The organism is Zoogloea sp., from assembly GCF_028693495.1.
In the GTDB taxonomy this organism is placed as follows: domain Bacteria; phylum Pseudomonadota; class Gammaproteobacteria; order Burkholderiales; family Rhodocyclaceae; genus Zoogloea.
Map to the genome: position 1 here is coordinate 1 of NZ_JAQUVG010000051.1, position 23,107 is coordinate 23,107.

The 23,107-nt window shown below is 59.7% G+C and carries 24 protein-coding genes; 16 read left to right on the forward strand and 8 right to left on the reverse strand.

Annotation, left to right across the window (positions count from 1 at the left end; translation table 11 throughout):
* Positions 1–164: 164 nt before the first annotated feature.
* Together phaP and PHD22_RS09845 are read left to right on the forward strand one after the other, a co-directional pair.
* On the forward strand, positions 165–725 hold the full coding sequence (phaP, locus tag PHD22_RS09840) for a TIGR01841 family phasin (RefSeq protein ID WP_299865768.1): 561 nt from the start codon (positions 165–167) through the stop codon (positions 723–725).
* A 260-nt stretch (positions 726–985) separates the two neighbouring features.
* Positions 986–3,229, forward strand: coding sequence for an NADP-dependent isocitrate dehydrogenase (locus tag PHD22_RS09845; protein ID WP_299865771.1), 2,244 nt, complete (start codon positions 986–988; stop codon positions 3,227–3,229).
* 82 nt (positions 3,230–3,311) lie between these two features.
* Here the strand turns inward: PHD22_RS09845 and icd are convergent, their stop codons facing one another.
* Positions 3,312–4,556: an NADP-dependent isocitrate dehydrogenase gene (gene icd / locus PHD22_RS09850; RefSeq protein WP_299865774.1), complete on the reverse strand. Its 1,245-nt coding sequence runs from the start codon at positions 4,554–4,556 to the stop codon at positions 3,312–3,314.
* A gap of 348 nt (positions 4,557–4,904) precedes the next feature.
* On the opposite strand from icd, the gene aceK reads away from it, so the two are divergent.
* Positions 4,905–6,683 (forward strand): bifunctional isocitrate dehydrogenase kinase/phosphatase, encoded by a 1,779-nt coding sequence (aceK, locus tag PHD22_RS09855; RefSeq protein ID WP_299865831.1) that lies wholly within the window; start codon positions 4,905–4,907, stop codon positions 6,681–6,683.
* 100 nt (positions 6,684–6,783) lie between these two features.
* On the opposite strand, the gene PHD22_RS09860 is transcribed toward aceK, so the two are convergent.
* From PHD22_RS09860 to coaBC, 3 genes are read right to left on the reverse strand one after another with little or no spacing between them, the layout of a single operon-like run.
* A complete protein-coding gene (locus PHD22_RS09860; protein WP_299865834.1) occupies positions 6,784–7,212 on the reverse strand; it encodes an NUDIX domain-containing protein in 429 nt (142 codons plus the stop codon).
* A 2-nt stretch (positions 7,213–7,214) separates the two neighbouring features.
* Positions 7,215–7,664 carry a dUTP diphosphatase gene (gene dut / locus PHD22_RS09865; protein WP_299865777.1) on the reverse strand — a complete coding sequence of 150 codons (450 nt, stop codon included), beginning with the start codon at positions 7,662–7,664 and terminating at the stop codon, positions 7,215–7,217.
* 20 nt (positions 7,665–7,684) lie between these two features.
* Positions 7,685–8,878 carry a bifunctional phosphopantothenoylcysteine decarboxylase/phosphopantothenate--cysteine ligase CoaBC gene (coaBC, locus tag PHD22_RS09870; protein ID WP_299865780.1) on the reverse strand — a complete coding sequence of 398 codons (1,194 nt, stop codon included), beginning with the start codon at positions 8,876–8,878 and terminating at the stop codon, positions 7,685–7,687.
* A gap of 47 nt (positions 8,879–8,925) precedes the next feature.
* On the opposite strand from coaBC, the gene radC reads away from it, so the two are divergent.
* The 3 genes from radC (at position 8,926) to rpmG (ending at position 10,157) form a co-directional block, all read left to right on the forward strand.
* Positions 8,926–9,603 (forward strand): DNA repair protein RadC, encoded by a 678-nt coding sequence (gene radC / locus PHD22_RS09875; RefSeq protein WP_299865783.1) that lies wholly within the window; start codon positions 8,926–8,928, stop codon positions 9,601–9,603.
* 121 nt (positions 9,604–9,724) lie between these two features.
* Positions 9,725–9,961, forward strand: coding sequence for a 50S ribosomal protein L28 (rpmB, locus tag PHD22_RS09880; RefSeq protein ID WP_299865786.1), 237 nt, complete (start codon positions 9,725–9,727; stop codon positions 9,959–9,961).
* Positions 9,962–9,989: 28 nt separating this feature from the next.
* Positions 9,990–10,157: a 50S ribosomal protein L33 gene (gene rpmG, locus PHD22_RS09885; protein WP_299865789.1), complete on the forward strand. Its 168-nt coding sequence runs from the start codon at positions 9,990–9,992 to the stop codon at positions 10,155–10,157.
* A 196-nt stretch (positions 10,158–10,353) separates the two neighbouring features.
* On the opposite strand, the gene PHD22_RS09890 is transcribed toward rpmG, so the two are convergent.
* Positions 10,354–10,557 carry a cold-shock protein gene (locus PHD22_RS09890; RefSeq protein WP_299865792.1) on the reverse strand — a complete coding sequence of 68 codons (204 nt, stop codon included), beginning with the start codon at positions 10,555–10,557 and terminating at the stop codon, positions 10,354–10,356.
* A gap of 389 nt (positions 10,558–10,946) precedes the next feature.
* Here PHD22_RS09890 and clpS point away from each other — a divergent pair, with 389 nt between their 5' ends.
* From clpS to PHD22_RS09940, 10 genes are all read left to right on the forward strand, one after another.
* Positions 10,947–11,255, forward strand: a complete 309-nt coding sequence (gene clpS / locus PHD22_RS09895; protein WP_299865795.1) for an ATP-dependent Clp protease adapter ClpS — start codon at positions 10,947–10,949, stop codon at positions 11,253–11,255.
* 1 nt (position 11,256) lies between these two features.
* Positions 11,257–13,536, forward strand: a complete 2,280-nt coding sequence (gene clpA / locus PHD22_RS09900; protein WP_299865798.1) for an ATP-dependent Clp protease ATP-binding subunit ClpA — start codon at positions 11,257–11,259, stop codon at positions 13,534–13,536.
* A gap of 89 nt (positions 13,537–13,625) precedes the next feature.
* Positions 13,626–14,105 carry a ribonuclease E activity regulator RraA gene (gene rraA / locus PHD22_RS09905; protein WP_299865801.1) on the forward strand — a complete coding sequence of 160 codons (480 nt, stop codon included), beginning with the start codon at positions 13,626–13,628 and terminating at the stop codon, positions 14,103–14,105.
* Between the two features lie 307 nt (positions 14,106–14,412).
* Complete coding sequence (aceA, locus tag PHD22_RS09910; protein WP_299865804.1) at positions 14,413–15,726, forward strand: isocitrate lyase; 1,314 nt, start codon at positions 14,413–14,415, stop codon at positions 15,724–15,726.
* Between the two features lie 150 nt (positions 15,727–15,876).
* Positions 15,877–16,740 (forward strand): DMT family transporter, encoded by an 864-nt coding sequence (locus PHD22_RS09915; RefSeq protein WP_299865807.1) that lies wholly within the window; start codon positions 15,877–15,879, stop codon positions 16,738–16,740.
* A gap of 59 nt (positions 16,741–16,799) precedes the next feature.
* On the forward strand, positions 16,800–17,162 hold the full coding sequence (locus tag PHD22_RS09920) for an STAS/SEC14 domain-containing protein (protein ID WP_299865811.1): 363 nt from the start codon (positions 16,800–16,802) through the stop codon (positions 17,160–17,162).
* 39 nt (positions 17,163–17,201) lie between these two features.
* On the forward strand, positions 17,202–18,035 hold the full coding sequence (locus PHD22_RS09925) for a sulfurtransferase (protein ID WP_299865837.1): 834 nt from the start codon (positions 17,202–17,204) through the stop codon (positions 18,033–18,035).
* A 107-nt stretch (positions 18,036–18,142) separates the two neighbouring features.
* Positions 18,143–18,805, forward strand: a complete 663-nt coding sequence (rpiA, locus tag PHD22_RS09930) for a ribose-5-phosphate isomerase RpiA (protein ID WP_299865814.1) — start codon at positions 18,143–18,145, stop codon at positions 18,803–18,805.
* A gap of 65 nt (positions 18,806–18,870) precedes the next feature.
* Positions 18,871–19,569 carry a phosphate signaling complex protein PhoU gene (phoU, locus tag PHD22_RS09935; RefSeq protein ID WP_299865817.1) on the forward strand — a complete coding sequence of 233 codons (699 nt, stop codon included), beginning with the start codon at positions 18,871–18,873 and terminating at the stop codon, positions 19,567–19,569.
* 137 nt (positions 19,570–19,706) lie between these two features.
* Complete coding sequence (locus tag PHD22_RS09940; RefSeq protein ID WP_299865820.1) at positions 19,707–20,471, forward strand: flagellar brake protein; 765 nt, start codon at positions 19,707–19,709, stop codon at positions 20,469–20,471.
* A gap of 93 nt (positions 20,472–20,564) precedes the next feature.
* Here the strand turns inward: PHD22_RS09940 and fliE are convergent, their stop codons facing one another.
* The 3 genes from fliE to PHD22_RS09955 form a co-directional block, all read right to left on the reverse strand.
* Positions 20,565–20,885, reverse strand: a complete 321-nt coding sequence (fliE, locus tag PHD22_RS09945; protein WP_299865823.1) for a flagellar hook-basal body complex protein FliE — start codon at positions 20,883–20,885, stop codon at positions 20,565–20,567.
* A 73-nt stretch (positions 20,886–20,958) separates the two neighbouring features.
* Positions 20,959–22,356, reverse strand: a complete 1,398-nt coding sequence (locus PHD22_RS09950) for a sigma-54 dependent transcriptional regulator (protein ID WP_299865826.1) — start codon at positions 22,354–22,356, stop codon at positions 20,959–20,961.
* 35 nt (positions 22,357–22,391) lie between these two features.
* On the reverse strand, positions 22,392–23,107 hold a 716-nt coding region (locus PHD22_RS09955), incomplete at its 5' end, for an ATP-binding protein (protein ID WP_299865829.1).

Below are 23,107 nucleotides of genomic sequence, written 5' to 3' on the forward strand. Positions count from 1 at the left end.
TTTTCTTTCAACAACTTTTCAACAAAAAGAACGTTTTGTGCAACGCAACAAAAATGTTGACAGTGTTCTTGCGCCGAATATAATAAGGACCATATTGCAACGCACCAAACCGGGGCATTGCAAACTCACGAATGCATTTCACCCATTCACTCAAGGAGATTGTCATGACCACCCCCGAGCAAATCGTTGCCGCCAACAAAGCCCACGTTGAAACCCTGCTGACCCTGGCCAACACCGCTTTCGCCAGCGCCGAGCGCATCGCCGCCCTGAACCTGAATACCGCCCGCGCTGTTCTGGAGGACTCCGTTGCCGCCGCCAAGTCCCTGCTGGCCGCCAAGGATGCCCAGGAACTGGTGACCCTGAACACCGCCCTGGCCCAGCCCCTGGTCGAAAAGGCTGTCGCCTACTCCCGCTCCCTGTACGAAATTTCTTCCCAGACCCAGGAAGAAGTCTCCAAGCTGTTTGAAGCCCAGATCGCCGAAGCCAACAAGACCTTCGCTGCTGCTCTGGACAAGGCCGCCAAGTCCGCTCCTGCTGGCTCCGACGTGGCTGTGGCTGCCGTCAAGTCCGCCATTGCCGCCGCCAACTCGGCCTACGACAGCGTGACCAAGGCTGCCAAGCAGGTTGCCGAGATCGCCGAAGCCAACGTTGCCGCTGCCACCAGCGCCACCGTCAAGGCAGTCAGCGCTTCCACCCCGGCCAAGACCACCAAGAAAGTTGCTTAAGACAGTCCTGCCATGACGGGGCATTCGAGCCCCGCCAGCATGACCAGAAAGCCCGCCCTGCTTTGCAGTGCGGGTTTTTTTATTTTCTGCCGGTGCAACACCATTCCGGATACCGGAAAGACGTTGCGGACGGTGCAACCAAGCAGGAACCATGATATTTTTAAGGGATTGCTGAATCGTTGTCGGCAAAAACGCAGGCGGCCCGCGCCGTCACCCGGGTGACGCACACAAAATCAAAATTCACGAGAGGGAAAAACACAATGAGCAACGAAAAGTCAAAGATCATCTACACACTGACTGACGAGGCCCCGCTCCTCGCCACCTGTGCGTTTCTCCCCATCGTGCGGACCTTCACCAGTCAAGCCGGCATCGAAATCGAGAAGGCCGACATCTCCGTGTCCGCCCGGGTGCTGGCGGAGTTTCCCGAGTACCTGAACGAAGAACAGCGCGTTCCCAACACCCTGGCCGAGCTTGGCAAAAAGACCCTTGAGCCCGACGCCAACATCATCAAGCTGCCCAACATCAGCGCGTCCGTAGCGCAGCTGAAGGCGTGCATCAAGGAACTGCAATCCAAAGGCTACGCGATCCCCGACTATCCCGAAGCCCCAGCCACGGAAGAAGAAAAATCCATCGCCACCCGCTACGGCAAGTGTCTTGGCTCTGCGGTCAATCCGGTGCTGCGCGAAGGCAACTCCGACCGCCGCGCACCGCTGGCCGTCAAGAACTACGCACGCAAGAACCCGCACTCCATGGGCGAGTGGAAGCCCTGGTCCCGGACCCACGTGTCCCACATGCACCACGGCGACTTCTACCACGGGGAAAAGTCCATGACCCTGGACAAGGCCCGCAACGTGCGCATGGAACTGATCGCCAAGGGTGGCAAGATCACCGTCCTGAAGCCGAAGCTCGCACTGCTCGAAGGCGAGATCATCGACTCCATGTTCATGAGCAAGAAGGCCCTGTGCGATTTCTACGAGCGTGAGCTTGAGGATTGCCGTGAATCCGGCATCCTGTTCTCGCTGCACGTCAAGGCCACGATGATGAAGGTGTCCCACCCCATCGTGTTCGGCCACTGCGTCAGGATTTTCTACAAGGAAGCCTTCGAGAAGCACGAAGCCCTCTTTAACGAGCTGGGCATCAACGTCAATAACGGCATGGTCGATCTGTACGAAAAGATCAAGACCCTGCCGGAATCCAAGCGCGACGAGATCATCCGCGACCTGCACGCCTGTCAGGAACACCGCCCGAAGCTGGCGATGGTCGACTCGGCCAAGGGTATCACCAACTTCCACTCCCCGAACGACATCATCGTTGATGCCTCCATGCCGGCCATGATCCGTCAGGGCGGCAAGATGTGGGGTGCCGACGGCAAGCAGTACGACAGCAAGTGCGTGATGCCGGAATCGACCTTCGCCCGCATCTACCAGGAGATGATCAACTTCTGCAAGACCAACGGCAACTTCGACCCCAAGACCATGGGCACGGTGCCCAACGTCGGCCTGATGGCCCAGAAGGCCGAAGAATACGGCTCTCACGACAAGACCTTCGAAATTGCCGAAGACGGTATCGCCAACATTGTCGACATCGATTCCGGCGAAGTGCTGCTCACCCAGAACGTGGAAGCCGGTGACATCTGGCGCATGTGCCAGGTCAAGGACGCTCCGATCCGCGACTGGGTCAAGCTGGCCGTCACCCGTGCCCGCAACTCGAATACCCCCGCCGTCTTCTGGCTGGACCCCTACCGTCCCCACGAAGCCGAACTGATCAAGAAAGTTCAAACCTACCTGAAGGATCACGACACCACCGGTCTCGAGATCCACATCATGTCCCAGGTCCGTGCCATGCGCTTCACCCTGGAACGGGTGATCCGCGGTCTCGACACCATCTCCGTGACTGGCAACATCCTCCGCGACTACCTCACCGACCTGTTCCCGATCATGGAACTCGGCACGTCCGCCAAGATGCTGTCCATCGTTCCGCTGATGGCAGGTGGCGGCATGTACGAAACCGGTGCCGGCGGCTCCGCGCCGAAGCACGTGCAGCAGCTCACCGAAGAGAACCACCTGCGCTGGGACTCGCTGGGTGAATTCCTCGCCCTGGCCGTTTCGCTGGAAGACCTGGGCCTCAAGACCGGCAACCAGCGTGCAGGACTGCTCGCCAAGACCCTCGACGCCGCCACAGGAAAGCTTCTGGATAACCGCAAGTCACCATCCCCCAAGACCGGGGAGCTCGACAACCGCGGCTCCCAGTTCTATCTGGCCCTGTACTGGGCTCAGGAACTGGCCAACCAGACCGAAGATGCCGAACTGGCTGCGCACTTCGGCAAGCTGGCCAAACTGCTGACCGAGAGCGAAGCGCAGATCGTTGCCGAACTCAAGACCGTACAGGGCAAGGCCGTGGATATCGGTGGTTACTACAAAGCCGACTCGGAAAAGTGCAAGGCAGTGATGCGTCCCAGCCCCACTCTGAACGCAGCCCTGAAGTCCTTCCGGACGGCGGCCTGATGACGAGAGCGCCAGCCTCGGCTGGCTGATCTCCAACGGGGATGACCGGAAACGGTCATCCCCGTTTTTCATGGCGGAAAGGCTACATGCGCTCGATCATGGCATCGCCAAAGGCCGAACAGGACACTTCCGTGGCCCCCTCCATCAGACGGGCGAAATCGTAGGTCACGACCTTGTCGCCGATGGCAGCCTCCATGGCCTTGATGACCAGATCGGCCGCCTCCACCCAGCCCAGATGCCGCAGCATCATTTCCGCAGACAGGATGAGGGAGCCCGGGTTGACCTTGTCCAGCCCCGCATATTTGGGTGCCGTGCCGTGGGTCGCCTCGAAGCAGGCGTACTGGTCGGAGATATTGGCCCCAGGCGCAATCCCGATCCCGCCCACCTGAGCCGCCAGGGCATCGGAAATGTAATCCCCGTTCAGGTTGCAGGTGGCGATCACGTCATACTCTGCCGGGCGCAACAGGATCTGCTGCAGGAAGGCATCCGCGATCGCATCCTTCACCACGATCTCCCGCCCCGTCCCGGGATTGGCAAACCTGCACCACGGACCGCCGTCGATCGGCTGGGCGCCAAACTCCTCCTGCGCCACCTTGTAGGCCGTGTCACGGAACAAACCCTCCGTGAACTTCATGATGTTGCCCTTGTGAACGATGGTCACAGACTTGCGATCGTTGTCGATGGCGTACTGGATGGCCGCCCTCACCAGCCGGGTCGTCCCCTCGATGGAGACGGGCTTGATGCCAATGCCGGACGTCTCTGGGAAACGGATCTTCTTGACGCCCATCTCTTCGGTCAGGAACTTGATCAGCTTGCGTGCGCCTTCCGACTGGGCGGCCCACTCGACCCCCGCATAGATGTCCTCGGTGTTCTCCCGGAAGATGACCATATTGACCAGCTCCGGCTGCTTGAGCGGTGACGGGACCCCCTGGAAGTACTGCACCGGACGCACGCACTGGTACAAATCCAGTTCCTGACGAAGCGCCACATTCAAGGACCGGATTCCCCCTCCCACAGGCGTGGTCATGGGCCCCTTGATGGAGACGGAATACTCCTTGAGCGCATCGAAGGTTTCCTTCGGAAACCATTCATCCGGACCGTACAGCTGGGTGGACTTTTCCCCCGCATACACCTCCATCCAGTGGATCTGCCGTGTGCCACCGTAGGCCTTGGCCACAGCGGCATCGATAACCTTGATCATCACCGGCGTGATGTCCACGCCGATACCGTCGCCCTCGATGTAGGGAATGATGGGATTGTCGGGAACAGCCTGGCCCGGAACGATTTTTTGACCGCCAGCGGGCACCTTGATCAGCGAAGCACTCATTCCAACTCCCTCGAAAAGTTGTCGTAACGAACGGGGCCGGGTGAGGAACGCCCGCCAGGACAGGCAAGACACGCCACCGTGGATGCAAGCGCCCCCCACATGCCGGCACTCAGCCTGTTGCAAGGCCCGTTTCCAGGCCGGAACAGACGGAATTGATTATGGAGGAAAGCCAGGACCCCTTAAAGGGATGCACCAACATTCTCTCCTCACCGCGAGACGGGCGAACGCTCTCCCCAAACACCATGCCTTAGGCCTGATCTCCAGATGCTAGGATTGCCCATCAAGCATCCACGGAGCAGCTCGTCAGAGGCTTCGTTCGCAGATTCAGTCAGAACACGGGGAGGAATGATGGAGGTCCACGCCAACGAAAATCCAGTCGCCCAGACCATTGCCCATGCCATGGTCGAAGGTTTCAACAAGCATTACCGCATCTTCCGGGAGACCTCCCGGCGGGCCAAGGAAAGCTATGAGGCTGCCGCCTGGAAGGACCAGTTGGCGGCGGTGAGGGACCGGATCCAGTTTTACGATGACCGGGTCACCGAAACGGTCCAGCGCCTCCATGAAGAATTCGGAGCAGAAAGCATCGACGATGCGACCTGGCAGGCGGTCAAGCTTCACTACATCGGACTCTTGGTCAACCACAAGCAACCTGAACTGGCCGAAACCTTCTTCAACTCGGTCACCACGAAGATTCTTCACCGGGATTATTTCAACAACAACTACATCTTTGCCCGGCCAGCCATTTCCACCGACCACATCGAGTCTTTTCCACCAACCTACTCCAGCTACTATCCCCAGGACGAAGGACTCCGCCGGACAATCCACCGGATCATCGAGGACTTCGACTGGCAGCGCCCCTTCGAGAATCTGGAACGGGACGTAAACTACGTGATGCGCACGGTGGCCCGGCATCTGGGCACGTGGCCGAAGATGGAAGTAAACTGCCAGATCCAGGTCCTCTATTCCGCCTTCTACCGCAACAAGACGGCCTACATCATCGGCAAGGCCATCAACGGTTATCAGGAATATCCTTTCGTGATCGCCGTCCGCCATGGCACATCCGGGATGCTCCACCTGGACACCATCCTTCTCGACACCTGGCGGATCTCCCTGTTGTTCTCCCTGTCCCGGGCCTACTTCCTGGTGGACATGGAAGTGCCCTCGGGCTACGTGCAGTTCCTGCGCAGCATCATGCCCCACAAGCCTCGCTCGGAGCTCTACACCATGCTGGGCCTGGGCAAACAAGGCAAGACCATCTTCTTCCGCGACCTCATTGCCCACCTCCGCCATTCCAATGACCAGTTCATTGAGGCACCGGGCATTCGCGGCCTGGTGATGCTGGTATTCACCCTGCCCTCCTACCCCTATGTCTTCAAGATCATCAAGGACACTTTCGGCAGCTCCAAAAACATGGACCGGGCAACAGTCAAGCGCAAATACCTGCTGGTACGCCAGGTAGACCGGGTCGGCCGGATGGCTGACACCCTTGAGTTCTCCAATGTCGCGCTACCCCGCAGCCGCTTCCATCCAGACCTGATCACCCAGCTCAGACAGCTTGCACCCTCGGTCATCGAGGAGGACGGGGATGCTCTGGTGATCAAGCATCTCTACATCGAGCGCCGCATGACGCCGCTCAATCTCTACCTGGATAAAGCCACCGAAGAGCAAGTGGAAGACGCAGTGAAGGAATACGGCCAGGCCATCGGTGAGCTGGCCATTGCCAACATATTCCCGGGGGACATGCTGTGGAAGAACTTCGGGGTCACCCGAGACGGCCGGGTCGTCTTCTACGACTACGACGAAATCGAGTACATGACCGATTGCAACTTCCGGAAGATTCCCCCGGCCCCCAACGAGGAAATGGAGATGGCAGGAGAACCCTGGTATTCCGCCGGTCCCATGGACGTTTTCCCAGAAGAATTCGCTACTTTCCTGCTGGGCCAGACAAGGATCAGGAAAGCCTTTCTCAAGCATCACCGCAATCTGCTTGACCCCCGGTTCTGGCAAGACACCCAGAGCAAGATCAGGAACGGCCATGTGGAAGATTTCTACCCTTATCCCCAGGAACTGCGCTTCTGCAACGCGTTTGCCAACGAGGCAGCACGCAGGAGGCGGAGCAGGGGCTAACGCCAGCCGCCCCCATGAGCGTCCGATCAGCTCCGGGAAAGCAGGGGGATCTTTGCAATCTCCCTGCGGCCGGACCGACGGGTGGAGACTGACTCTCTGGTCAGGGCCATCCTGCTTCGTGAATCCATGGCCCCTCACCGGCGGCAAGGGCTTCCCTGATGTAGGGAACCATGGCATCCGGTAACCCGGAAGGGTCGCACCAGAGCAGGCCGTCACATTTATCCGGCTCGGCGATCACGGGAGTGCCCTGCCAGCGGCGTGTCTGCAGAAAGAAATCAATCCGGTTCGTATCCGAGCGTCGATGCACCACACCCAACATGTCGAGAGCATTTTCCTCAAGAAGGACCCCCAACTCCTCCCTCATCTCGCGGATCGCAGCTCGACGCAGGGACTCCCCCTCCTCCACATGCCCACCAGGCAGACTGTAAAGCCCATCGAAGAAGCCGGTGCCAGCCCGCCGCATCAACAATACCCGTTCCTCGCGCCATAGCAACACGTGAACACCCGTCGGAATACCGGGGCGAGCCATCATCAATTCTTGCCCGTGCTGCCGAAGCCGCCCGCCCCCCGTTCGCTGGCCTCGAAATCCTGCACCACGTTGAAGGCGACCTGAAGCACTGGCACCACGACCAGCTGAGCAATCCGCTCCATGGGCTGGATCGTGAAATGCGCATGCCCCCGGTTCCAGACCGATACGAAGATCTGCCCCTGGTAATCCGAATCAATCAGACCCACCAGGTTGCCCAGCACGATACCGTGCTTGTGTCCCAGGCCCGAGCGGGGGAGGATCATGGCCGCAAGCCCCGGATCAGCAAGATGGAGCGCGATACCGGCGGGTACCAGTACGGTCTGTCCCGGGGGTAGATCCACCGCGGCCTCAAGGCAGGCCCGCAGGTCCAGCCCCGCAGCGCCAGGAGTGGCGTACGCAGGTGACTGCCCCCTCAGACGTTCGTCAAGGATCTTGATGTCAATGCGATGCATGGCTTCAGTCTTTCAAAGGATCAGCAACGAGAGCACAGGAGACCCGCCAAGTGGGCCACTATGCTGCGTGCCACATCGGGCTTGGGCATGCGCGGCAGCGGATGACGACCTGCATCGTCGTACAGCACCACCAGATTTTCATCGCCACCCAGCCCATCCTGGACCAGATTACCGACGACCAGCGGCAGCCGCTTGGCTTTCCGCTTGCCCTCCGCATACTCGTCCAGATTGCGGCTTTCCGCAGCAAACCCCACGCAGAAAGGCGGGTTCGGCAGCCCTGCCACCTCTGCCAGGATATCTGGATTGGGCGTGAGTGTCAGACTCAACTCACTCCCGGTTTTCTTGATCTTGTGATCGGCGGATTGAACCGGCCGGTAATCCGCAACGGCAGCCACCCCGATGAACACCTCTGCGCCCAACAGGGAACGCAGCACCGCATCCCGCATGTCCAGGGCGCTGCGGACACTGATACGCTGCACGCCAGCCGGCACCGGCAGCGCGACCGGACCACTCACCAGAGTCACTTCGGCACCGGCCTGGGCGCAGGCCCGGGCCAGACCATAAGCCATTTTCCCGGAACTCGAGTTGGTGATCCCCCGCACCGGATCAATGGCTTCGAAAGTCGGTCCTGCGGTCATCACGATGCGCCTGCCCGCCAGCAGTTTTGGCTGGAAGAAATCGATCAGCGCCTCGCACAGCGCCTCCGGCTCCAGCATCCGTCCCTGCCCCACTTCACCACAGGCCTGCTCACCGGCCGCCGGACCGAGCACAGCCACTCCATCCCCCCGGAGCTGGCCGACGTTACGCTGGGTGGCCGGGTTCTCCCACATCTGACGATTCATGGCCGGCGCCACCAGCAAGGGACACTCCCGGGCCAGACACAGGGTCGTCAATAGGTCATCGGCCAGGCCGTGCACCAGCTTGGCCATCACATCTGCGGTAGCGGGCGCGATCAGGATCGCATCCGCATCACGGGTCAAGTCGATGTGGGCCATGTTGTTGCCCATGCGCGGATCCCAAAGATCGGTCCACACCGGATTGCCCGACAGGGCCTGGAAGGTCACGGCAGTCACGAAACGGGCTCCGCCTTCCGTCAACACGACATGAACATCCGCCCCCGCCTTGCCCAGCAAGCGTACCAACTCCGCCGCCTTGTAAGCCGCGATACCGCCGGTCACACCCAGCACCAGCTTCCTGCCCTTGAGCTCAATCATGCCAATGGTATTATCTGAAAACTATTGGAACCCGGATTGTACACGCCATGGCAATCACCGACTGGCCTGCCGAAGAACGCCCCAGGGAGCGCTTGCTCGCCCAGGGGGCCTCGGCCCTCTCCGACGCCGAACTCCTGGCCCTGTTCCTGCGCGTCGGCATAAAGGGCAAGAGCGCCGTGGACCTGGCGCGTGACCTGCTTGGCCACTTTGGCGGGCTGTCAGCCCTGTGCAATGCCCCGATCCGGGCCTTTGCAGCCTTTCCCGGAATGGGACCCGCCAAATACGCCCAGCTGCAGGCCGTGCTGGAGCTCTCCCGACGCGCCCTGGCCGAAGAAATGGCACAACGGGACGTACTTGACTCCCCCACCGCCGTCCGCGACTGGCTCCGCCTCAAACTCGGCCAGCTACCCCACGAAGTCTTCATGATTCTCCTGCTCGATGCCCAGAATCGGGTCATGGGCAGCGAGGTGCTGTTCCGTGGAACCTTGTCTCAAACCTCCGTTTATCCCCGGGAGGTCGTCAAGCTGGTACTTGAGCGCAATGCCGCCTCGGTGATCCTGGCCCACAATCACCCCTCAGGGCTAGGGGAACCCAGCAACGCCGACCAGATGCTCACCCAGACGCTCTCGAAAGCGTTGTCCCTGGTGGATGTACGGGTACTCGACCACTTCATCGTCGCCGGCAACGCACGCCCCGTCTCCTTTGCAGAACGGGGCCTGCTCTAGTCATTTCAGGGTCGGGAGAGGAGAAGGTTCACAACTCAACGCAAGCAAGGTCTTGATCCGAGTAAACTTTGTCCCTTATAATCGAGAGTCTTATCGAAACAAAACCAGTTTGGAGCAACAAATGGCTCGCGTTTGCCAAGTGACCGGAAAAGCACCGATGGTTGGGAACAATGTTTCCCACGCCAATAACAAGACCAAGCGCCGCTTCCTGCCGAACCTGCAAAACCGCAAGTTCTGGAGCGAGGCTGAAAACCGTTGGGTTCGCCTGCGCGTTACCAACGCTGCACTGCGCACCATTGACAAAAAAGGCATCGACGCCATCGTCGCCGAGCTGCGCGCTCGCGGCGAAAAGGTCTGATCCTTTAACTATCTGGAGATAGATCGACATGGCAAAAGGTGGCCGCGAAAAGATCAAGCTTGAGTCCACTGCCGGGACCGGGCATTTTTACACCACGTCCAAGAACAAGCGGACGACTCCGAACAAGCTGGAATTCAGCAAGTACGATCCCGTTGTACGCAAGCATGTCCCGTACAAGGAAGTGAAGCTCAAGTAATTGCTTCCGGCACGCGATTACCGCTTGTTGCACCCAGAAAACCCGCTTAAAGCGGGTTTTTTGTTGTTCTTTGGCTGCTCTATTCCCACTAGGAATGCAAAGCCCCACACATATAGAACAAACCGCCAGCATGCTTGCGCATGCTGGCGGCCTGAATCACGACGCAGGGGCGATACCCCCGAAGGAGCTGAAGAACTCAGGCGCGCTGAATATTGGACGCCTGCTTGCCCTTCGGACCCTGGGTGACCTCAAACTGAACCCTGTCCCCCTCCTTCAGCGACTTGAAACCAGCCATGTTGATGGCGGAAAAGTGCGCGAACAGGTCTTCGCTGCCATCGTCCGGTGTAATGAAACCGAAACCCTTAGCGTCGTTGAACCACTTAACAATACCAGTTGCCATGTAACTTATTCCTTCTTGATTTCAGTAATACGGTCCGGACATCCGGCGCATGATCGAGCAGGAGCACTTGAATGTTGCATCAACGCCTCTAGGAGCACGCGACACCGCCATTAGCACCTGCATTCCAGCACGATCACGGCTCGACTTTTACGTGACTTGACTGGCGTCGTCAACGCCTTTCCTGGCCCATTACGATGCTGCGCCACAGCATAAAAAGCTCCATCTTCAGCTCTGTTTCTACTTATTCATAAGCCAAAACTCTGTTTTGACAAAACCTTGCGTTTTGCATGCAATGCACCAAAACCAGACCTGCCCCCCTTCAGAATATGCAGCGCCCTGCACACTGAAGCACTCTTGCACAATCAACGGGGTTGTTTAGAATGAGTCGCATGGCCATCAAAAAACAGGAAGACTCCGTCCTTGAAGCAAGCACCACGCGGGTGAAACCTCCTCCGCTGTTCAGGGTCATGCTTCTTAACGATGACTTCACCCCCATGGACTTCGTGGTGAATGTCATCCAGAAATTCTTTGGAATGGACCGCGAACAAGCCACGCGGGTCATGCTCAAAGTTCACAAAGAGGGCGTTGGTGTGTGTGGAGTCTTTTCCAGGGACGTCGCTGCCACCAAGGTCGAGCAGGTCATCGCGTACGCACGCCAGCACCACCACCCCCTGGCGTGCGTCATGGAGGAAAACTGAAATGATCGCCCAAGAGCTTGAAGTCAGTCTGCACATGGCCTTCGTCGAAGCAAGACAGAAGCGCCACGAATTCATCACGGTGGAGCACCTCCTGCTGGCGCTTCTCGACAATCCGTCCGCGGCCGAAGTGCTGCGCGCCTGCGCTGCCCGAACGGACGAATTGCGCAAAGAGCTTGCCGGATTCATCGCAGAACACACACCCAAGGTCGAGGGAACGGAAGACATCGACACCCAGCCGACCCTGGGTTTTCAGCGCGTCATCCAGCGCGCCATCCTGCACGTGCAGTCCTCGGGCAAGAAAGAGGTCACCGGCGCGAACGTCCTGGTCGCCATCTTTGGCGAGAAGGACTCCCATGCCGTTTATTTCCTGCAGCGTCAGAACATTTCCCGGCTGGATGTGGTGAATTTCATCTCCCACGGCATCACGAAGAATCCCCAGCAGGGCAATGCTGGCCAGGGCCGCCCGGGCGGTGAATCCGAACAGGGAGAACAGGAACAGGAAGGGGCTGGTGCAGGGGGCGCCTTGGAGAACTACACCCAGAACCTCAACCAGCAGGCGCTGATGGGCAAGATTGACCCCCTGATCGGACGGGAAAAGGAAGTAGAGCGGGTCATTCAGACACTTTGCCGCCGTCGCAAGAACAACCCCCTTCTGGTGGGCGAAGCCGGTGTCGGAAAGACGGCCATTGCCGAGGGCCTGGCACGGCGCATTGTAGAAAACCGGGTTCCCGAGATCCTTGCTGACGCCCAGGTGTACGCCCTCGACATGGGAGCCCTGCTGGCTGGGACGAAATATCGGGGAGACTTCGAGCAGCGCCTCAAGGCCGTACTCAAGCAGCTGGCCGAGCACCCCAACGCGATTCTCTTCATCGACGAGATCCATACGTTGATTGGCGCTGGCGCAGCCTCCGGCGGCACCCTGGACGCCTCCAACCTGCTCAAGCCAGCCCTCTCATCCGGGCAGATGAAATGCATCGGAGCAACCACCTACACGGAGTATCGACAGATCTTCGAGAAGGATCACGCTCTGTCCCGCCGCTTCCAGAAGGTGGACGTGGTCGAGCCTTCCGTCACGGAAACTGTCGAAATCCTGAAGGGACTCAAATCACGCTTCGAGCAGCACCATGGGATCAAGTACTCGGCGTCGGCCTTATCGAGCGCAGCCGAGCTCTCTGCGCGCTACATCAACGACCGCCATCTGCCCGACAAGGCCATCGACGTCATCGACGAGGCCGGTGCAGCCCAGCGCATCCTCCCCAAATCCCGGCAGAAAAAGCTGATCGGGAAAGCCGAGATTGAGGAAATTGTCGCCAAGATCGCCCGCATCCCGCCCCGCAGCGTGTCCAATGACGACAAAGCCGCCCTGAAGACCCTGGAGCGCGACCTCAAGAATGTGGTCTTTGGTCAGGATGCTGCCATTGATGCCTTGGCCAAAGCCATCAAGATGTCCCGCTCCGGCCTGGGCAACCCCTCCAAGCCCATCGGCTCTTTCCTCTTCAGCGGCCCAACCGGTGTCGGCAAGACCGAAGTCGCCCGCCAGCTCGCCTATACCCTGGGCATAGAACTGGTGCGCTTCGACATGTCGGAATACATGGAGCGCCATGCGGTGTCCCGCCTGATCGGTGCGCCTCCCGGATACGTGGGGTTCGACCAGGGCGGCCTGCTGACAGAACAGGTCACCAAGAAGCCTCACTGCGTGCTGCTGCTGGACGAAATCGAGAAAGCCCATCCGGACATCTACAACATCCTGCTGCAGGTGATGGACCACGGCACCCTGACCGACAACAATGGGCGCCAGGCCGATTTCCGCAACACCATCATCATCATGACCACCAACGCGGGCGCCGAAGGCATGCAGAAGGCCGTCATCGGCTTTTCGGCAAAACGCGAGCAGGGGGACGAGATGGCCGACATCAAGCGGTTGTTCTCGCCGGAATTCCGCAACCGTCTGGACGCCATCATCTCCTTCAAGGGCCTGGATCACGACATCATCACCCGCGTGGTGGAAAAATTCCTGATGCAGCTGGAAGCCCAACTGCACGAGAAGAAGGTGGAGGCTCACTTCACTGAAAGGCTTAAAGGCTGGTTGGGGCAAAAAGGCTTCGATCCGCTCATGGGCGCCCGTCCCATGGCCCGCCTGATTCAGGACACCATCCGTGCAGCCCTGGCCGACGAACTGCTGTTTGGCCGTCTGGCTAACGGCGGAGACGTCACCATCGATCTTGATGACGAAGGCAAGGTGCAGCTGGTGTTCGAGGAAATGATTGAAGCTGCGGTATAGTCGCGCCAACCGCATTCATCATGCGTCACGGGCGGCCTCAGGGTCGCCCGTTTTATTTGCCGCCAACCCTTCTTACCGATGGAGTCATCATGGAATTCCAGACCACTGACCTGTGCGATGCCAATGAAGGCAAGGTCCGCGCCGTCGCTCCGATGTTCCGCAACTACGGAGGCAAACGCCGTTTTGCCGGTCCGATCCGCACCCTCAAGGTTTTCGAAGACAATGCCCTGGTCCGCTCAACCCTTGAAACACCAGGAAAGGGAGCCGTTCTGGTGGTCGACGCCGGCGGCTCACTGCGCTGCGCCATGCTGGGCGATCAACTCGCCCAACTGGGCGTCAAGAACGGCTGGGCGGGTGTGATCATGTATGGCTGCATCCGGGACTCAGGCCCGATCGCCGATATGGACCTGGGAGTTTTCGCCCTGGCCACTCACCCGATGAAGAGCATCAAGAAGGGCTCTGGCGACCAGGACATCCCGGTCACCTTTGGTGGCGTCACCTTCACTCCAGGCCAGTGGGTCTATGCCGACGAAGACGGCGTGATTGTTGCAGAGAAAGCCCTGGCTTGACGGAAAAATCACCGCAATGCAGCGCAGCTTCGTTTCACCAGACCCCGCACCATTTCACGATATAAAAAACAAACCCCAACCCACTGTTTTTTATTAAAAAATAATTTCTTATATCTTATATAAGACCTGTTGCTGCCGTGCAAAATCACGCCTATACTTTCAGTCACTGATCGACATCTCCGTGACTCTCCAAAAGACTCACGGAAAATAGGTCAAGCAACTCAGGAGCAAGCGCGAAGCATCCTCACCTGGAAACTTCCGCTCCCCGGCCTCACCTCCCCCACTACCTTCTCGTAAAGGATTTCAAATGTCTCTGACTCGCGAACAGCAAATTGCCGCTCTGGAAAAGGACTGGGCTGAAAACCCCCGCTGGAAGGGCGTCAAGCGCGGCTACACCGCTGCAGACGTCGTCCGTCTTCGTGGCAGCCTGCAGCCGGAGTACACCCTGGCTCAACGCGGCGCCAAGACCCTGTGGGAGAAGGTTAACGGTGGTGCCAAGAAGGGCTACGTGAACGCCTTCGGCGCGATCACCGCGGGTCAGGCCATGCAGCAGGCCAAGGCCGGCCTGGAAGCCGTGTATCTGTCCGGCTGGCAGGTCGCCGCCGACGGCAACACCTCCGAGACCATGTACCCGGACCAGTCGCTGTACGCCTACGATTCCGTTCCCACCATGGTTCGCCGCATCAACAACACCTTCAAGCGCGCTGACGAGATCCAGTGGTCCCGTGGCGTCAATCCGGGCGACGAAGGCTTCATCGACTACTTCCTGCCCATCGTCGCTGATGCGGAAGCCGGTTTCGGTGGCGTACTGAACGCCTTCGAGCTGATGAAGAACATGATTGCCGCCGGTGCCGCTGGTGTGCACTTCGAAGACCAGCTGGCCGCCGCCAAGAAGTGCGGCCACATGGGTGGCAAGGTGCTGGTCCCGACCCGCGAAGCCATCGAGAAGCTGATCTCCGCCCGCTTCGCCGCCGACGTCATGGGTGTTCCGACCCTGATCCTGGCCCGTACCGATGCCGAAGCTGCCAACCTGATCACCTCCGACTACGACGAAAACGACAAGCCCTTCCTGACCGGCGAACGCACCCAGGAAGGCTTCTACCGCGTCAAGAACGGTCTGGAACAGTCCATCTCCCGCGGTGTTGCCTACGCTCCGTACGCTGACCTGGTGTGGTGCGAAACCGGCGTGCCCGACATCGGCTTCGCCCGCGAATTCGCTCAAGCCGTACTGGCCGCCTGCCCGGGCAAGCTGCTGTCCTACAACTGTTCGCCGTCCTTCAACTGGAAGAAGAACCTCAACGACTCCCAGATCGCCTCCTTCCAGGAAGAGCTGTCCGCACTGGGCTACAAGTACCAGTTCATCACCCTGGCCGGCATCCACGTCAACTGGTACAACACCTTCAAGTTCGCTCATGCTTACGCTCGTGGCGAAGGCATGAAGCACTACGTCGAGATGGTTCAAGAGCCTGAGTTCGCCGCTCGCGAGCAGGGCTACACCTTCGTCTCCCACCAGCAGGAAGTGGGCACCGGCTACTTCGACGAAGTGACCACCGTGATCCAGGGCGGCTCCTCCTCCGTCAAGGCCCTCACCGGCTCCACCGAAGAAGAGCAGTTCCACTAAGAAGTCATGCCTTTCGGCCGGTAACCCTCGCCGGCACGCTTGGTTGAAGCCCCTGCAGGTGCAAGCCTGCGGGGGCTTTTCACGTGTGCGCAGGGAATACCGGGACGCTGCGGTTAGAATGTGCTCACTTTCCATCTTCCGCACCGCACCATGCAATCCCTGTGGATGATCGTCGCCAGTTTTCTGTTCGCCTGCATGGGTGTCTGTGTCAAGCTCGGTGCTGCACACTTTTCCACCGGCGAACTGGTGTTTTACCGGGGTTTCATTGGCTTGCTGATGATGCTGACCCTGCTGCGCTGGCAGGGTATTTCCTACGCAACGCCCCGCTGGCGGCTCCAGTTGTCCAGGGGCGTCTCGGGGACCATAGCCCTGATGTGCTATTTCTTTGCCCTGAGTGTCCTGCCCCTGGCTACTGCCGTGACACTCAGCTACACCTCTCCGCTGTTCGTCGCACTCCTGCTCGCCCTGGGATTCAAGGAAAGGATTGGTCCGTCCCTCTTCGCAGCGATGACCCTGGGTTTTGCTGGAGTCGTCCTCCTGCTTCAGCCCACCCTCAGCCCCGACCAATGGGCAGGAGCCCTGGCGGGTCTCGGCTCCGGATTGATCTCCAGCCTCGCATACATCAGCGTCCGTGAGCTGGGCAAGGCCGGGGAGCCCGAAGGACGTACCGTACTGTGGTTCTCACTGCTCACCAGCCTGACGGGCATGCTCTGGGCACTGACTGGGGACAGCCTCCACGCCATCACCCGGGACAATGCCCTGCTGCTGCTCGGGGTTGGTGGCTTCGGCGGCTGCGCCCAGCTCGCAATGACCCGTGCCTACCGTTATGGCAAAACCATCGTGTCGGCCAATCTGGCCTATACGACCGTGATTTTCTCCAGCCTGTTTGGTGTTGCTTTATGGAGCGAACGCATGCCCTGGACGTCGATGCTGGCCATCTGCCTGATCGTCTCCAGCGGCGTACTCGCCTCCCTCGCTTCGCGCAATCCCACACCCGTCCTCAAGTCCGATTGAAGCCGCGGCACCCCGGGGCTAAACTGGGGTCGTCTTCAAGCCCTGAAAGGGAACATGTCATGATCACCACCAGCCACCTCGAAGGCCGGGTTAACGTCACCGTCCTGGGCGAGTTCACCCTCGCCGACTACAAGGAATTCGAAGAAGTCTTCAATTACAAGGTGAAGTTCGAGGGGCCTGTCAGCCTGTTCTTCGATCTGCGCGAAATGAGCGGCTTCACGGTCGACATGGCCCTTGAGGAAATCCGTTTCGCCCGCGAACATGCCCATGATTTCACCCGTATCGCCATCCTCACCGACGACCAGTGGATCACCTGGAGTGCCTGGCTGTCCCAGCTGTTCGTCGATGCGGACGTCCAGGTGTTCTCTGATGCGGAAGATGCAGACAGCTGGATAAGCGGCATCGCAACCCCCGTGGTCTGAAACCGAGGATCCCGAGTGCCCGTGAAAGACTTCACCACCCTGATCTGCGCCCAGGCGCTGGCCAGCCTCACGCCTGACACGCTTCGGATCTTTGACTGCCGCTTCAACCTGGCAGATCCAAGCTCCGGTCGTCGTGCCTACGCCGGGGGACACCTGCCCGGCGCCCAGTTTCTCGACCTGGAGGAAGATCTCTCCGGACCCGTCACAGGCCGCAACGGCCGTCACCCCCTGCCCGACCCATGCCTGCTGGCCGCCAAGCTGGCCAGCTTGGGTGTCCACGCAGAGACCCAGGTAGTCGCCTATGACGACGTCGGAGGCATGTTCGCAGCCCGCCTGTGGTGGCTCTTGCGCTGGCTCGGCCACCACCGGGTGGCCGTGCTGGATGGAGGCCTGCACGCCTGGACGAATGGGGGACACGCCTTGAGCACCGGGGCGGTCCTGCCCAGGCCAGCGAATTTCCACCTCCATCTGCACGACAGCATGAAGGTAGACTCGGACTATGTCCTCAACCACCTTCACACCCCCGACATGGTCCTGATCGATGCCCGGTCACCCGACCGCTTCCGAGGCGACAACGAAACCCTGGATCCGGTGGGCGGCCACATACCCGGGGCCGTCAATCGATTTTTCCGGGACAACCTGAGCCCGGACGGCTGCTTCAAACAGGCATCCGAACTTCAAGAGGATTTCGGCAGATTGATCAAAGGAGGCGACGCCAGTCACGTGATCCTCCAGTGCGGCTCGGGTGTCACTGCCTGTCACAACCTTCTCGCCATGGAAGTCGCCGGTCTCGACGGAGCCCGTCTCTACCCGGGCTCCTGGAGCGAGTGGTGCTCGGACCCGACCCGCCCGGTGGCGACTGGCCCCGGATGATCCGGCATGCGCAGATCGGCCGGCTTTCCAGCGCTCACCTGCCGGAGTCTGCCGGCAGCTCGCCCCACAGCTTACAATCACTGCTTTTGGTATCAGACGGATACTCCATGACCCAGGACGAACTCAAACAACAGGCGGCTCTTCGCGCTCTCGACTATGTGATCGAAGGCCGCATCGTCGGTGTCGGTACCGGCTCCACGGCAAATTTCTTCATCGATGGCCTGGCCCGCATGAAGGATCGCATTGCAGGCGCAGTAGCCTCCTCTGAAGTTTCCGCCCGTCGTCTGGCGAGCCATGGGATTCGCTTGTTCGACATGAACGACGTGGACGATATTCCTGTATACGTCGATGGCGCAGACGAGATCGATGCGTCCCTGGCCATGATCAAGGGTGGTGGTGGCGCCCAGACACGGGAAAAAATCGTCGCTGCCGTGGCACGGAAGTTCGTTTGTATCTGCGACGCCTCCAAGAAAGTGGAGAACCTGGGGCGCTTCCCCCTGCCGGTGGAAGTCATTCCGATGGCCCGCGCGCAAGTCGCTCGTGAGCTTGCCCACCTGGGGGGCCGTCCGGTCCTCCGGGAAGGCTTCGTCACCGACAATGGCAACCTCATCCTGGATGTACACGGACTGACCATCGCCGACCCGGTTCACCTGGAAAGCACGATTGACGGCATCGTCGGTGTTGTGACCAACGGCCTCTTCGCCAAACGGGGCGCTGACGTGCTTCTGCTGGCTACGGCGACAGGCGTTCAGGTGTTCGAACGCACTTGACACAAAACCGTCATATTGACAGCTTATGATTGTTCGTCCATCAGCCCTATTCCACAGGATGTTTCATGAACGAACACACTTCCAAGAAGTTTGATGCCGAACTGGAAGGCATCCGCACCCGTGTGCTCCAGATGGGCGGCATGGTCGAGTTGCAGATCGTGAAAGCCATGGAAGGGCTCTCCAAAGGCGACCTTCTGCTGATTGATCAGGTCATCGAGAACGACAACCGGGTGAACCACCTGGAAATCGAACTGGACGAGGCCTGCAACCAGGTCATTGCCAAACGTCAGCCCACGGCCGTGGACCTGCGCATGATCAGCACGGTCCAGAAAACCATCACCGACCTCGAGCGGATTGGCGACGAGGCCAAAAAGATCGCCAAGACTGCCAAACAGCTGCACTCCGGCGCTTCGCCCTTCACCCCCCAGATCCGCCTCGGTCACATCGCGGACGCGGTGGTGGACATGCTGCGCACATCCCTGGATTCCTACGCCCGCCTTGATACCATTTCGGCGGCTCATGTCGTTCGCAAGGACAAGGATGTGGATGCGGAATTCAAGGGAATCATGCGCCAGCTGATCACCTACATGATGGAAGACCCGCGATTCATCTCTCAGTCCATTGAGCTGATGTTCGTGGCCAAGTCCGTCGAGCGGATCGGCGATCACGCCAAGAATATCGCCGAGTACGTGGTGTATATGGTCAAGGGCCGTGACGTCCGCCACACCAGCCTGGAAGAGATTGAACGGGAAGCCACCCGCTGAAGACTTCACCCGGGGAACATCGGAGAGGGGAAGGCCTGGGCCTTCCCCTCTCTGTTTTTAGCGGGCACGGGACCTGCTGCGCATCGGCTGTCTCCCGCTGTTAAAATCAGCTCCCGCCCCCGTCGTTTCATCCACCCATGACGCTCAAGTTCGAACTCCTGCAGGCTGACGATTATTCACGCTACCTGCTGCGCAGCAAGACCGACATTCTGTTCAACCTGCGCGGCCTGCTGCAAAAACGCGCGATGCTGAGCGCCTTCATCGACGCCAGCGCAGACTCTTTTCTGACGGCCATTATCGCGATCACGGAAGACGAACGCCACCTGCTTCTGGATGTGCCCAACGACGAAGTCATCCGACGCCGGGTGGACGCTGCGGACAACCTGATCTGCGTCACTCAACTGGACAAGATAAAGATCCAGTTCGCCACCGGCCCAGTGGAGCGCATCACTTACAACGGGAGCGAAGTATTTCGCGCATCCCTGCCCGCAGTCATGCTGCGCCTTCAGCGACGGGAATACTATCGCCTCACCGCACCAGCCGCCCATAGCCTGAGCTGCCAGATACCGATCACCCACGAGGGAGAAAGCAAAGTGATCTCCGTGGCCGCTGACGTGGTGGACATCAGTGGTGGCGGGCTAGCCATTACCGTTCCCCACAACGGCTACCCCTTCGAGCTCGACATGGAATTTGCAGACTGTCGATTGATGCTGCCCGAAACGGGCCCGATCACCACCAACCTGCGCATCCGCAATATATTCCGCATCACGAATCGGGATGGTAGCGTCACCCTGCGTGCGGGTTGCGAGTTCATGCAACTCAATTCGACCATGGCATCCACCATCCAGCGCTACATACTCAAGGTGGAACGGGAACGCAACGCCCGGGAACGGATCCGCTGAACACGGCAACAGAGATCGCAAAAAAGCCGGGCAACCCCGGCTTTTCGTGGAAAAAAGGATTTCCGAACCAGACTTCCGCCTGAACGGCGACCTTCAGACAGACATGTTCATAATGTCCTGATACGCCGTGACCAGCTTGTTGCGTACCTGGACCATCTGCTGGAAGGACAAGCTGGCCTTCTGCAGGTTCACCATGACGTCCTGCAGGTTCACGTTCGGATCACCCGCCGAAAAATTCTGGGCCATTTCCCGAGCTTGCGCCTGGGCGGAGCTGACATCGGCGATGGCGCTTTGCAATACCTGGCCGAAATCCACCTCTCCGGCATTCCTGGCGGCTTGGGCAGGCTTGCCCGCCGCCACCTGGGAAGTGGCGCGCAGCTCGGACAACATCTGATCAATTCCGCGGGTATCCATGGTCCAGCTCCTTTTGTACGCTTGATTCAGAGCAAGGCACGTGCCAAGCAGTACAAGGGCATCGTTCAACGCTTCAGCCGTTGAACAATCCCTCCTCCCTGTACTGCTGGAGCTTGTAGCGAAGAGTCCGCTCGGAAATCCCCAACTGGGCCACGGCCTGCTTCCGGGAGCCTCCCACGTCCCTCAAGACCTGGAGAATGTGCTCCCGCTCCAGATCCTTGATATTGGCCGGGCGCCCATTCTCCCGAAATCCCCCCCCCGCTTCATCGGCAGGATTTGCCGCATCAACGGCAGGAGTTGCCGAAACGGCAAGGGGCACCGGAGGCAAGCGGGCCGGCTCACCATTCCAGTGCGGCAGGCACAATCGAATGGTCTCGGCAGACACCGAATTTCCTCCACTCAGGATGAGGGCCCGCTGAATGGTGTTTTCCAACTCCCGAACATTGCCCGGCCAGTAATAGGTCACGAGGAGCGCCTCGGCTTCCGCTGAAAGCCGGGCACTACGCTTGAGGCGCGCTCCATGCATCAGTGCAAAATGACGGGCCAGGGGCACGATATCCCCAGGACGCTCCCTGAGGGACGGGATCTGTAGGGGAAAAACATTAAGCCGGTAATACAAATCCTCCCGGAACCGCCCGGCAGCCACTTCCTTTCCCATGTCGCGATTGGTGGTGGCAAGCACACGAATATCCAGGGGAATGGCCTTTTTGCCCCCTACCCGCTCCACTTCCCGCTCCTGCAGCACACGCAGCAACTTGGCCTGAAGCCCCAGGGGCATCTCGGAAATTTCGTCGAGAAGGAGCGTTCCCCCTTCAGCCTGCTCGAATTTGCCCGCCTGAGCAGAAGCGGCTCCGGTAAAAGCGCCTTTTTCATGGCCGAACAGGGTTGCCTCCAGCAAGGCGTCGGGGATGGCAGCACAATTGATGGCGACAAAAGGTCCCTTGCAGCGGGGCGAGTGCGCATGAAGGTAACGGGCAAAGACCTCCTTGCCCGTTCCTGACTCTCCATACAGCAGGACGGTCGCATCCGTCTCGGCCACCTTGTCCGCCAGCGCGAGGAGGTTGCGGGTATGAGGGTCAGCAGCGACCATCCCCTCATCCTGGCGGGCCACCGCATACCGCCGCACATGATCCAGCAAGACCGCAGGCTCGAAGGGCTTCATCAGGAAATCGCAGGCGCCGCCACGCATGGCATCCACTGCCTTTTCCACGTCACCGAAGGCCGTCATCAACAGGACCGGCAACTGGGGCAATTGCTGACGCAACTGCGCCAGCAATTGCAATCCATCCATGGGCTGCATTTTCAGATCGGACAGGACGAGGTTGAAAGCCTGCTTGCCGACCTCGACCAGGGCCGTCGGCCCGTCACCAACCCCAGTGACCGAATGTCCAGCAATTTCGAGGGTCAGACATACCGCGTCACGCAAGGGAGCGTCGTCTTCAACGACCAGGATGTTGAGGGCTTCAGGCATGGAAATCTCTCTGGAAACTTGGGACGCAGCGGACATCAGGCACTCATGGCAAGGGTGAGGGTGAAGGTGCTTCCACGACCGGGAGCAGAATCGATGGCAATATCTCCGCCGTGGGCCCGGGCCACCCCTCGGGCAATGGCCAGTCCCAAGCCTGTTCCGTCGGGTCGAGTGGTAAAAAACGGTTCAAACAGACGGCTCTGCAAGGCGGGGTCAATACCACGACCATCATCGGCCACACGGAAACACGCCATTCCTGCATCCTGTACAGCCTCAAAACGGATTCTGCCGCCCGGCTCCAGAGCCTGAACGGCGTTCTCGAGCAGGTTCGTCAGGGCACCGGCGATCGCCTTTCGATCACCGATCAAGGAAATGTCGCCACACCCGCAGGCAGCCTCAAACACCAGGCCCTTCGAACGGGCGACCGGCTCAAGCGTCTGGCTCAGTTCGGCCACCAGATCACAAATGAGGAAGGGCTCATGCCCAAGGGTTTCGCCCCGGGCAAACAGCAGCATGTCGCGGATCAGCTTCTCCAGATGACGCAGGCGCTCCATGGCCCGACCGCCGATCCGCTCCCGATCCGCCGGACTCATTTCCTGCTGCACCAGGGTTGCGGTATAAAGCAGGGCTGCCGACAAGGGCGTGCGCAACTGGTGCGCCAGGCCGGCCACCATCTCGCCCATGGCAGCCAGGCGCTCATTGCGCTCGGCAGCCAGACGCATCAGGTGGGCCTCGGTTACGTCGGTCAAGAGCA